Here is a 12,870-nt window from a genome sequence, read left to right as displayed (position 1 = left end):
GCTCTGCGGTGTGGCGACTAAAAACCTTACTAAGTACTTAGGGTGGCGGCGCATATTGAGTGATGATTCACTATCAAAGGCTACTTTTACAGAGAGAGTCGCTGGGTACTGGGCTCTCAACTAAGTTACTGAACAGAGCCCACACCAACCAAGCCTGAAAACTCTCTAATGTTCATTTATCGCCTTCAATATAAGTTTCGTTTAATGATGCACGCTACATTAGCAGCAGAGATAAATCTAGGCTGTAGGATCAATTGTCACCATGATCAAATACGAAAAAATATTCCTAACGCTCGCTCTGGGAGTTTCCGAGCATTGCGAATTGGTCAGTAAACAGCTTATGAATGAGTGATTGTACTAACAAGGAAAGGGGCAGCTCTGAGCTAGCCATACCAGCAAGCTCGAAGATGGACAAAAATCATTTAGAGTCGGTAGTCAAAATGAAACTAAAAGCATTAGTATATTATTTCAAATCCAACGTTAATGTATTACAGAGAACAACATGGATTGAATGAATATACAAAAAAGTGAGATTCATACCCAGCGGTTTTCTACTTAGGATGGAATAAACGTATGCCGATTATAGGAACCCTAACGGATATCCACTTATGACCAGTAGCAGATGTTCCCATTCGAAACATGCCAAAACCAAAAGAGTATCTTACACCATTTTGAGATACGTTAGCTTAAACACCTCCAGGATGTCTAAAATAAAGATCATTCACTGACGTATAACGAAAATGTCCCTCGATTCGAAGTAGTTCGAACGGTTTAGCTTCGGCTATTCGAATTGATCGAGTGAAAGCTAGCAATTAATCTAAACCAAGATCTCGTTTCATGTGATCGCTAAGCTCACACGTACTTCGTACATTGATTTTACTTTTTTGGTGGCGAGTTCTCATCTCATCACCAAATAATGTAATAAACACTTTTGTATAAAACCGGATAATATTATTTATCAAGCTAGACAAATTTTCGCGTTGAAAGTGATATTTTTTCGAACTTTGTTTTTCTGTCTTCATAGTTTAATACCTCTACATTGGTTAGGTTATAGTTTAAATGTGATAAATATAGCTCAATATTTATTGAGTCTTTTGGTGGGATTGAACCCTAATTAATAATAAAACCATCAACAAGTAAGATCATCGAGTTTAAACGTCTCAATTATTTCCCTAAAACATACATCTTTATACTTTATTTACTTTCAAGATTAATTAAAAATGATTTAAACTTTTCGTTATATCGGTTTAATTCAATATCATCAACTTTTTATTAAGGTAATAATCTATCATTATTTTATTGCAACTTTTAAATATCACTTTCATCCTCCGACGAAAGCTAGTTATACTAAGTGGGGATTTAAAAGACAACGTGACTTAGAGTTGCATATAGGTAACAATCATGGAATTGATGAACAATGAGCTAATCTGCTTTGCGGCAATTTGTAAGCACCTCTCCTTGACGAAGGCTTCAAAGGAGCTTGGAAAATCGAAGGCTCAAGTCAGCCGTCAACTGGCGGCCTTAGAGAAACAGCTTGGGGTTACGCTCGTTCACAGAACAACAAGAAAACTCATTCTGACTGATCATGGCGAAAGCATCAAAGAACTTGCCATCGAAGCTTTAGAGAATTTACAAGAGTTGAATTACAGAGCAAAATCACTTAGTGACTGTATTAGTGGGAAATTTAAAATAACAATGCCTAACTCGATAGCCTCTTCTATTTTTGGTGATATTCTTAAAGACCTTCAAGAACGGTATCCTGCCGTTAACTTTGAAATATCATCAAGTAACAATGTTGAGAATTTATTAGAAAGCAATGTAGATATAGCGATTAGACTTAATAACGTTGTTGATGACACATTGATTGCACATAAAGTTGGAAATTATAACGATATTTTAATATCGAAAATCGACAACACTAAAAATAATACGTTACTCATCTATAAAAACCATTCGAGTAAAGAGTCGATAAAGAAGAATTACAGTGATGTCATTGAAGTTGATAATACGTCCATTCTAATGAACTTTGTTGCTAGAGGCATCGGCGTTGGTGTCATTCCAAATTACCTCATGAAAGGTAGCCACGTAAACAACATCCATATTACAAAAATTTTCGATACGGAAAGAGCGATGTATATCGCCTACCCTTACCAAAATCCACTCCCAAGAAAGTTGGCCGAAATATCAGCTTTTATTAGAGTCGAACTGGATAGTATTTTGAGTAAGCCATCCTTTTAGTTAGGCTGATCTTTCGGGTGAAAATTGTATCATTTCGTTAGTTACGACGAGGCTATACAATAGAAATTTGTAACTAGATCGTTCTTGAGCTAGTGGGTGGTTGGTGTGCCACGTCGATACGTTAACCCAAGGTGCAATGATGTCATACACTTCGTTTTCCATAAATCACTCCAATAAAAACCAATCGTACAAGGAAGACCATTCCCCCAGTATGTAACTCCATGCTTCGCGTAATACATTCACTCTCTCGCACCAGACATTTCTAATTTGGATCAAGCAGGACATTTTAACTTCACCACTACAGACGATGGGCTGACTTTATCTATGTGTTTATCTAAAGGAGAAGATATAAGAAAATATATCGCTAACTATCATTAACGGGATATGAATGAGTTTTAGCACTAACGCATAATGGGGCAATTTCATTTTAGCTTTAGTGGATTAAAATTATCCGAAGGATAATTTCTGGTTTGTACAGTCATGGATATGGCTGTACATCGTAATTTTGAATACCTATATAAGTAAAAACTTATAAGCTATACATCCAGCGGAATAGTTCTATTTGTCATTTTAGCGATTAGTCCACCAACTCGTTTGCGCATCTCACGCCTATCCACAATCATATCTAGAGCACCATGCTCTAAGAGGAACTCACTTTGCTGAAAGCCCTCGGGTAATTTTTCTCGAACGGTTTGTTCTATAACTCGACGCCCCGCAAACCCAATTCTTGCCTTCGGTTCGCCAATGTTAATGTCCCCTAACATGGCTACGCTAGCTGAGACACCACCATAAGTTTGATCTGTTAGTACCGATATGTAGGGCAATTTAGCCATTGATAATTGATTCAAAGCAGCGCTGGTTTTGGCCATTTGCATCAAAGCCATTAGCGACTCTTGCATTCGAGCACCACCACAAGCAGAAAAGCACACCAACCCACAATTTGCATCAATAGCCGCTTCAACTGCTCGAACGAAACGTGCGCCTACAACTGACCCCATTGAGCCTGCCATAAAAGAAAACTCGAATGCGCAGGCAACAACAGGTAAGCCCATCAGTTTTCCCTTCATCACAACCAGTGCATCTCTTTCTCCTGTACTTTTCTGAGCTAGAGCAAGGCGATCCTTATAGCGTTTCAGATCCTTAAAATTGAGCAAATCTTTCGGTTCATGTTCACTGGCAATTTCAGTTCGCTCTTCTTTATCCAAAAAACTGTCTAATCGTTGGCGTGCCGCCATCCTCATATGGTGATCGCATTTTGGACACACAGCCAGATTCTCTTCAAGGGCTATGCGGTATAAGATCTGGTTACAAGAGGGGCATTTAGTCCATACCCCCTCAGGAATCGACGCTTTACGTGTACTAATTATGTTCTTCTTATCCAATAGCTTTTCTAGCCAACTCATGGGGAAACCTTACCTAGATACCTTTAGTGAAGAGTATTGTATTAGCCTGTTTATGGTAATAAAGTGTCAATTATTGGTTTTATAATCCCACTTTATGGGACTAAATGAGATGCTTGATAAGATTGAACAGCAGTGGTTAAAAAGTTTTCACTGTGTCTACGAGAACAACAGTTTTAAACGTGCTGCGGAATTTCTAAGTTTGCCGACATCAAATGTCAGTCGCCATATCGCTTTGCTGGAAGAGCGACTGGATATACGACTATTTGACAGAACCACACGCCGAATCGCTCCGACAGATGCAGGAGAACATCTTTATTTACGCACACAGCCATTGCTGGACAAGCTTAATGATGCTCTTGAGGAAGTGACTCAGCACTCTCATGAAGTCATGGGGCAGCTTAAAGTTTTAATGCCTGATTCGCCTGCATTAGCCCAAGCAGTGGTTTCTTTTTGTACCCTGCATCCTTCTGTTTCATTATGTTGTGATACGAGCATCAGTCCGAAAGAGGATTTACTTGATGGCTTTGACATCGTCTTAAGCTTTCATCGAGGAAAGCTCGAAGACAATAGTTGGGTAGCTAAGGAGATTAAACGCTGGCCAAGTGCTGTTGTGGCATCCCCCAAAATCCTACGGCGCTTTCCCAGACCTTTTCAGATTACCGATTTGAAACATGTTCCCTGTATCAATAGCTTTACCGCGTTAAATGGAACTCCGTGGATATTCAAAAACGCTAAAGGTGAGCTGATTACTCAAAAAGTACAGTCTTCTTTTAAAGTGAACAGCGGGTATCTTGCCAAAACAGGTGCAATATCTGGTTTAGGCCTTGCGATACTACCTATAGAATTTTGCCAAGCTGAGATATGTGCAGACACTTTGGAGGTGGTTGAGATGGAATATCAGCCTGATGATTTAGTGCTGTATGCTTTTTATTCTTCTAGAAAGCACTTGGCTAAAAAAATTCCGATGTTCATTGAACATCTAAAGTACCACGCAAATATAGTCAATTGAACCTGATATGCCATTAGAAATACTCTGGCGAACTCATATTAACAAACCATGTGTATATTCTTTTTCTAGCTTGGAATGGGGCAGATTCGTGTCAACCAAGGTTAAGCTGACACGACACTGGACAATTCCATGTTAAATGAAAAGCTCGAACCATAGAGTTCCGGATTATCTGAACTAGGGGTTAATGACGTGTCCAGTATTGGTCGTGTATATCAGGCAAATGTTGATGGAAATAGCTAGACAGAGCAAGCACTCGATATTTGAACCTTGAATACCAATCATAACAATAAATTATCAAACCCATAATAAACCATAATTTCCTGTTCATGTTAATTCCAAGTATCTTCACTTCAAATTCAAAAATCATTGATATCATAACGCTACCTGAATACAAGTGTCCCTGTCATAGGAAGTTAGTTCGGTGAAACGTTTAATAGGGTTAACTATGAAGTTTTTACACACCATGATCCGCGTTACGAACCTAGAACAATCTATTGAGTTTTATACCAAGGTGCTTGGTATGAGCATTCTGGATCAAACGGAAAATACCGAATACCGCTACTCATTAGTTTTCGTAGGGTACGAAGATCAACCAGAAGGCACAACGATTGAGTTGACCTACAACTGGGATACTAATCAATATGATATGGGGAATGCATTTGGTCACCTTGCATTAGGTGTTGAAGATATTTACGCCGCATGCGACAAGATCAAAACCCTTGGTGGTAACGTAACCCGTGAACCGGGCCCAGTAAAAGGAGGAACGACGCATATCGCCTTTATTACTGATCCTGATGGTTATCAAATTGAGCTAATCCAAGTTAGCAAGTAAGGGGAAATAACACGATGAAAGAAGCACTGTTTCAACCATTGCAGCTAGGTAAAGTATCGCTCAAAAACCGTATCGTCATGCCGCCAATGACTCGCTCACGAGCTAGTCAGCCAGGGAACATCGCCAACGATATGATGGCGGAGTACTATGCCCAGCGTGCAACAGCAGGCCTAATTGTCGCTGAAGGCACGCAGATTTCTGAAATGGGTCAAGGCTATGCCTGGACACCCGGTATCTATACCCCAGAGCAAATTGCAGGCTGGAAAAACGTCACTGATGCCGTTCATGAGAAAAAGGGCGTTATCTTCTCTCAGCTTTGGCATGTAGGTCGTGTAACACACCCTGATAACATTGGCGGTCAACAGCCGATTTCCTCTTCAGCACTGAAAGCAGAAAATGTAAAAGTATTCATCGACAACGGAAGCGACGAACCAGGCTTCGTTGATGTGGTTGAACCACGCGAAATGACCAAAGACGATATCAATAGAGTGGTAGGGGAATACCGTCAGGCAGCACTCAATGCGATCGAAGCCGGTTTTGATGGAATTGAACTGCATGCTGCAAATGGCTACCTGGTGAACCAGTTTATTGACTCTGAAGCCAACAACCGTACCGATGAATACGGTGGTTCTATTGATAATCGCCTGCGTTTCTTGAGTGAAGTCGTAGAAGCAATGGTTGATGCTATCGGCGCTGAACGCGTTGGTGTTCGTCTTGCACCATTTACTTCGCTAAACGGTACAGTAGATAAAACACCTGTCGAAACCTACACTGCGGCTGCAGCGCTACTCAATAAGCTGAATGTAGTATATATTCATATTGCTGAAGTGGATTGGGACGATGCACCTGATACGCCAACAGAGTTTAAGCACGCAATACGTGAAGCATACCAAGGTGTCATTATTTATGCTGGTCGCTACAATGGCGAGAAAGCGACACAAGCAATCACAGATGGATTAGCTGATATGGTTGGCTTTGGTCGCCCATTTATTGCAAATCCCGACTTACCAAAACGTATTAAAAACGATTATCCGTTGTCTGCACACGATCCGGAGACCTTGTTTGGTGGTGCTGAGAAAGGCCTGCTTGATTATCCAGAGCACCAAGCAGGCGAATAATCAGGCCGTGAAAATATACACGTAAACATCCGATCACAACCCCACTATTTTCTGTGGGGTTATTCGGTTTTATATCATTACCCACTCTTATACCTTTTACTGAGATCACATCATGCTTCGTAGTTGGGCCTTTCCAATCTCAAACTTGTGCGAATCTCTACCTTTGTACTTTCAATAAGCGCTTCAATGTATGAAAATACAGCACGTACAACGCTACGCCTTAGATATTGATTCTGCTTATCTCCTTCTAGAAGCTTAAAAGCCATATGAACATCATTATTTAAGGCTTTAATTAGATCATGCGTACGAATAAAACCTTCACCAGCCTTAAAACCTTATATCCCGGCACATTTACCTCCTAGTCGCCTAACGCTTTGTTCTTACGAATCCCCACAAAATCCCTTTGTAGTTCAATAAGTAGACACGCATCTTGCCTTCTGATCTAATGGATTCACCACAAAAACAAAAAGAATGAAAACAAGATGCGTGATATTCAAATACTACACGAGTCGCTGGAAAATCATTGTCCTAACATTCACAAAAAGCGACTCAACTCACTTATGGACTCAGTTAAAGCTTTGCTCATCAATGATGCACTCACTCTTACTTTGCTCGGGCGCTCGCTGCCTTCTAAAGCTAAAACCAAACACTGTATTAAGCGTGTTGACCGTTTATTGGGTAACGGCCATTTACACCGTGACCGACTCGATATTTACCGATGGCACTGTCATCAAATTTGTTCCATCAATCCACAACCTATTGTCCTAGTCGATTGGGCCGATATTCGTGAGTATGAACGGCTCATGGTACTGAGAGCATCCGTCGCCGTGGATGGTCGTTCTGTCACTCTTTATGAGCAGACATTTTCATTCAAACAATACAATTCCCCTCGAAGTCATCAACAATTTCTAGACAACTTCAAAGCCGTTTTTACCATCGCATGCCATGCCGATTATCATAACGGATGCTGGCTTTCGTAATACCTGGTTTACACAAGTTGATGATATCTAGGACGCGTCAGGGGTGACGTTAACGTCTTAGTCAAAAAACAGTGGCAACATATTAAGTTTCTGTTTAACAAAGCGAATAGTAAACCCAAACACATTGGGTTCACACTGTTAGCCAAGCGAAAACCATTGCTCTGTCATCTTCATCTTTATAAAAAACAAACAACAAAACGTAAAGGCCGTCCATAAAAAGTCTGCAATGGAGCCTTGGTTACTCGCAACCAATATCCCAACAGACATATTCTCTTCACGGTGCATTGTTAGGCTATACACCAAGCGTATGCAGATTGAAGAAACATTCCGTGACTTAAAAAGTCCTCAATACGGTTTTGGCTTGCGTCAAAGTCACACTCATGATCCTCGTCGAGTTTTATCCTTCGTCAGACTCGGAAAAGAAGTCTTTCGCAGGCTGGAGTATCACATTTCCGAATCAACAATACGCTGGGCACAACAAACCCTCATTATGATGGCAAGGAGAAATTATCGTGCGTAGATTTTGTGGGGATCCGCCAGCGCCTGCAATAAGGTGCCCCTCACTTAGCATACAAAGCACACCAAACTTCATACCAAAACCGCCGAGTGTAACGGGTCACCTTGATTGCCTTGTATGAAGTAGAATTCAGATACTCTACAAGCTGGTTTATCAATGTTCCCAATAGGTTAAATTCAACTTCAATGTACAAAACCAAACCTAATAAAAAGGAGGAAAGCAATAACACACATATAGCTTTAACAATAGTTGTTATTGTATTGGCTAAGTAGGAAGGGAAATTACACTCTTAATCCATTATTGGCGTCGTGGGATCTCATCTGATGACGTTCTAACCATTAACAATGACAAATCTTCACGTAATACTGATCATTCACTATATACAGTCCACTCAGAAGGTGTGAAGTAACTCAAATTTCTATGCTCTCATTTTCTAGGTTTTTCTTTATCTAAACTGAACAAGTTGATTTTCAGAAAAACAACAATATCGCAATAAAATAATAAAAAACAATATGATAACAATAAAACCATAATCTCATTTTGCTATACAGAATCCCAAATTAGACTGGAACTGACACAAGAAAAAACTTGCAACAGTGCCTAAATAAAACTACTGTACACACATACAGTATGTACATATAACCACTGGATGGGATGAAGGATCATGACAGCATTATTTAATCGCTTACAATCGGTTACTGCTTCGCAGGCGTATAAATCGACCTTTACTACTGACTCGGCAGTAGCTCATTATCAGTCGGTTAAATGCCCTATTGAAGTATGTTTTTCAGACGAAAAGCAGACACAACTTGCCTACTTTCTACGTTTGCTAAAGCAAGCGAGTCAGCAAGATCGTTGGATCATGTTCATTGGCGATGACGCACTTATTGACAAAAACCTGCTAATTAGTGCCGGTATTGCTCTAAACAAAATACTGGTCTTAAATAATAAAAAATCACTTACCGATCAGGTTCTAATGACTAAAGCTCTTATTACAGGGAACTGTAGCGCAGTCATTGCTACGGGTGATATTGAGGATTTCGAGACAAAATCTATTCGACAGGCAGCAGAACACGGCCAGTCATTAGCTTTTGTCATCAACCGCGATGCAAGCCGAAATCTGACATTTCACTAATATCTATATACACAATCTATTGCCATCAATTCACTGTCGGCTTTCTTGATCTACAGCAATGAACAGCGGAATTACCTGACGCACCACCGATAGACATCACATAACTTGTGATTTAACGCGAAAAAGCACCATAAAATGCTTTATTATTATCAGCATCTGGTTTTTAAAACTTGGTTTTTATTTTGGATAATAAGCTTGGATTAGGTGCGATGACCGCACTGGTAATTGGCTCAATGATCGGCGCTGGAGTCTTTAGTCTTCCACAGAATATGGCGGCCGTCGCCAGCCCTGCAGCTGTAATGATTGGCTGGGGTATTACGGGGCTCGGGATGATCTTTCTCGCTCTGGCCTTTCAACATCTCTCGCAATTAAAACCCGAAATTGAAAGTGGTGTCTTTGGCTATGCTCAGGCTGGGTTTGGGGATTTTATCGGTTTTTGCTCTGCCTGGGGATACTGGCTCAGTGCTATGCTGGCCAATGTTTCTTATCTAGTCATTGTTTTCAGCACGCTAGGTATGTTTTTCGATCAACCTGATATGGTGTTATTCGGCGAAGGAAATACGTGGCTTGCTGTTGCCGGCTCTTCAGTTTTATTATGGTTGGTACACGCATTAGTGTTACGTGGCGTACAAACAGCTGCTGTCATCAATATAGTTACAACCATAGCCAAACTTATCCCTCTGATCATGTTTATCTTATGTGCGTTAATCGCATTTAAGTGGGATACCTTCGTGTGGGATTTCACCGGCCTCCACTTTGGTGAACAACACAATTTACTATCGCAAGTCAAAAGTACCATGCTGATCACCGTGTGGGTGTTCATTGGTATAGAAGGGGCTGTAGTCGTTTCCAGCCGCGCAAGGCACCGTAAAGACATTGGCCGTGCAACCATTCTTGGCCTGTTAACGGCGCTCTCTATTTATGTACTGGTAACACTACTCTCTATGGGGGTGATTAGCACCGAAGAGCTTGCAACCTACCAGAACCCTTCCATGGCTCAGGTACTATCCCACATATTGGGCCCTTGGGGAGGGATCATTATCGGTTGTGGCTTGTTGATTTCTGTTTGTGGTGCTTTTCTCAGTTGGACTGTACTGGCTTCAGAAGCTCCCTACTTAGCAGCTAAAGACAACATGTTCCCGAAAAGCTACACACAACAGAACAAAGCGGGTAGTCCGGTAAAAGCCCTTTTGCTGACCAGCTGCTGTATTCAGGTTTCACTTTTTTTTGTTATGTTTGCCGGTGGAACCTACGATACACTTCTTGCTGTTGCCTCAGAAATGATATTGGTTCCCTACTTCTTGGTGGGGGCTTACACCCTGCGTCTGGCCATTGAAACGAATAACCGCGGTTCGCTGCTGTTTATCGGTATCTGCGCCAGCCTTTACGGGTTATGGCTACTTTATGCCTCAGGCCTCAACTATCTTCTACTATCAGCACTACTCTACCTGCCTGGTTTATACTTTTACAGCAAGGCGAAGCGTGAGCAAGGTGTTAAGATTTTTGTCGGTAAAGAAAAAGCCGCAGCCAGTCTGCTCACTGTTGCAGCCTGTCTCGCAGTTGGCATGTTATGGCAAGGCATTTTATAATTAATAACCTATAAAAAAAGCCAGTAAATATACTGGCTTTTCTCTTTCTAAACACAACAAACATGCTAATACCACTCGGGATAATTTCCGGCTGACTCATCTCACAAAATGCAGACGTTTAGTGCTTCCCCATTTTCTGCGACAAAACTAATCCTGCAGTCTGATTTTTCCTCAATTAAAGCCAGCTGCTCTTCATCAAGAGAATAAGGCAAGTTAATAAGAAGGTTATCTATATGTTCAGAGCGGGCCAGACGCAGTAAACGGATCATATTATTTGCATCGCTAATATTGGTAGATAGCACTTTAAGCGCCTGCATCTGGAGTTTTTCAGACTCAGTTAAACCAATGGGCAGAGACGACTTCCATGATATCTCTAAAGCAGGCAGCAAGGCTTTCAATGCATCAATAAACGTTAACTTATGCTTACAGGATGCAGACAAAAAAGATGTGTAATCAAACACGACATTTTCTTTTTTTGAGGTTCCAACTAATGTTTCCATATTAGTCCTTAAGAGAAACATAACTACTGTTGCTTTGACCATTAAATGCACTCAATTGCATTAGATATTAACTATACGATCAACTTGCTTAAGAGGTATTCTTAGTTTTAGGAAATTTGCGCTTGATCTTACTTTTTCCACGTAAAAATCAATTTGAATATACCCACAAAACATTTGATTAACATCAATAACACCTCAAAAACACTTTACTTACGTTGTTGAAATATGGAAGCCATTCTGTTAGGAATATAAGCAGGTGAGCTGACTCTCTGTCAGCTTACCTGTTTATTAACTCTCTGCTATATCTTTCTCTCTATCATTATTTAAATTGATAAGAAGATGGCACCACTATCACCCCCTTTTCTGAAATATCGAAACGCTTAGCGTCAGCTTTAGCATCAACACCAATCTCTACTCCTGGCGGGATCTTTACATGCTTATCAATAATACAGTTTTGAACGTATGCTCCCTCGCCTATTTCAACTCCTTCGAAGATGATGCTATTAATAACTACCGCAGCATTCTTAATTTTCACCTTGGGAAATAGAATTGAATTCTGTGCAGAACCTCCTTCAATCACGACGCCACTTGAAATAATGGAATTAATAAAAATACCTTCATTTCCCGTTGCTGACGAAACTGTTCTGGCTGGTGGCAACTGAGGTTCGTAGGTCCTGATTGACCAATCAAATTGATATAAATCCACTGGAGGAACAGGTTGTAACAAATCCATATTAGCCTGATAGTATGAATCGATAGTTCCAACATCTCGCCAATAGGCGTCTTGTGTTACTCGTCCCTCTTCTCCTCCGAAACGGTGGGCATAAACGCCCCCCCCATCAACCAGTTTAGGAATAATGTCTTTACCAAAATCATGGTCGGAAGATGAATTTTCCGCATCTTCTTGCAGAGCATTTATCAATGATTGGGTTGTAAAGACATAAATTCCCATCGAAGCCAAACTACAATCAGAGTTACCCGGTAAGGTTGCGGGATGTTTCGGCTTTTCAGTAAACGTCAAAATTCGCTGGTCTTGATCAATTTCCATTACGCCAAATTCACTGGCTTCCTCAACAGGCACGTCCATGCAGGCCACCGTTAGATCGGCATTCGCTTGCTTATGGTGCTCAATCATCGGGGCGTAATCCATCCGGTAGATATGATCCCCCGACAATACGACGACATATTTTGCTTCACTACGAGACAACAGATACAGATTCTGAAAGATGGCATCGGCAGTTCCACTATACCAGCTGTCGCCTGTGCGCATTTGAGGCGGAATATTAGTGATGTATTCACCAAGCTCAGGGTTGAAAATTGACCAACCGTCTCGAAGGTGTTTTTGTAACGAATGGGACTTATATTGAGTAAGCACAAGTATTCGGCGCAATCCAGAATGCAGACAATTTGCCAATGTAAAATCGATAATGCGGTATTTACCGCCAAAAGGTACCGCAGGCTTTGCCCTGTTATCTGTTAGAGGAGACAATCGAGAACCCACTCCGCCTGCTAAAATCACTGCTAATGTATCTTGCATTGTCTGACCTTC

Annotated in this window: 9 protein-coding genes and 1 pseudogene; 7 read left to right on the top strand and 3 right to left on the bottom strand. The window is 40.9% G+C overall.

Annotated features, from left to right (window positions below):
- Positions 1 to 1,401: 1,401 nt before the first annotated feature.
- Positions 1,402 to 2,238: a LysR family transcriptional regulator gene (locus R3289_RS20115; RefSeq protein WP_318927690.1), complete on the top strand. Its 837-nt coding sequence runs from the start codon at positions 1,402 to 1,404 to the stop codon at positions 2,236 to 2,238.
- Positions 2,239 to 2,774: 536 nt separating this feature from the next.
- Here the strand turns inward: R3289_RS20115 and accD are convergent.
- A complete protein-coding gene (accD, locus tag R3289_RS20110) occupies positions 2,775 to 3,641 on the bottom strand; it encodes an acetyl-CoA carboxylase, carboxyltransferase subunit beta (protein WP_318927689.1) in 867 nt (288 codons plus the stop codon).
- Between the two features lie 109 nt (positions 3,642 to 3,750).
- Here accD and R3289_RS20105 point away from each other — a divergent pair, with 109 nt between their 5' ends.
- The 6 genes and pseudogenes from R3289_RS20105 (at position 3,751) to R3289_RS20080 (ending at position 10,821) form a co-directional block, all read left to right on the top strand.
- Positions 3,751 to 4,650, top strand: coding sequence for a LysR family transcriptional regulator (locus R3289_RS20105; protein ID WP_318927688.1), 900 nt, complete (start codon positions 3,751 to 3,753; stop codon positions 4,648 to 4,650).
- 445 nt (positions 4,651 to 5,095) lie between these two features.
- Entirely contained in the window at positions 5,096 to 5,482 is a 387-nt protein-coding gene (gene gloA / locus R3289_RS20100; RefSeq protein WP_318927687.1) for a lactoylglutathione lyase, read from the top strand.
- 14 nt (positions 5,483 to 5,496) lie between these two features.
- Complete coding sequence (locus R3289_RS20095) at positions 5,497 to 6,600, top strand: alkene reductase (protein WP_318927686.1); 1,104 nt, start codon at positions 5,497 to 5,499, stop codon at positions 6,598 to 6,600.
- 482 nt (positions 6,601 to 7,082) lie between these two features.
- Positions 7,083 to 8,100: pseudogene (locus tag R3289_RS20090) on the top strand (IS4 family transposase).
- 661 nt (positions 8,101 to 8,761) lie between these two features.
- Entirely contained in the window at positions 8,762 to 9,232 is a 471-nt protein-coding gene (locus R3289_RS20085; RefSeq protein WP_318927685.1) for a cell division inhibitor SulA, read from the top strand.
- Between the two features lie 182 nt (positions 9,233 to 9,414).
- Positions 9,415 to 10,821 carry a basic amino acid/polyamine antiporter gene (locus tag R3289_RS20080; protein WP_318927684.1) on the top strand — a complete coding sequence of 469 codons (1,407 nt, stop codon included), beginning with the start codon at positions 9,415 to 9,417 and terminating at the stop codon, positions 10,819 to 10,821.
- Positions 10,822 to 10,922: 101 nt separating this feature from the next.
- Here R3289_RS20080 and R3289_RS20075 read toward each other — a convergent pair whose 3' ends face one another.
- On the bottom strand, positions 10,923 to 11,321 hold the full coding sequence (locus tag R3289_RS20075) for a hypothetical protein (protein ID WP_318927683.1): 399 nt from the start codon (positions 11,319 to 11,321) through the stop codon (positions 10,923 to 10,925).
- Positions 11,322 to 11,640: 319 nt separating this feature from the next.
- On the bottom strand, positions 11,641 to 12,858 hold the full coding sequence (gene glgC, locus R3289_RS20070; RefSeq protein WP_318927682.1) for a glucose-1-phosphate adenylyltransferase: 1,218 nt from the start codon (positions 12,856 to 12,858) through the stop codon (positions 11,641 to 11,643).
- Positions 12,859 to 12,870: the final 12 nt, after the last annotated feature.

This window comes from Photobacterium sp. (assembly GCF_033720175.1).
GTDB lineage: Bacteria > Pseudomonadota > Gammaproteobacteria > Enterobacterales > Vibrionaceae > Photobacterium.
This window is presented reverse-complemented; position numbering and strand designations above follow the sequence as displayed.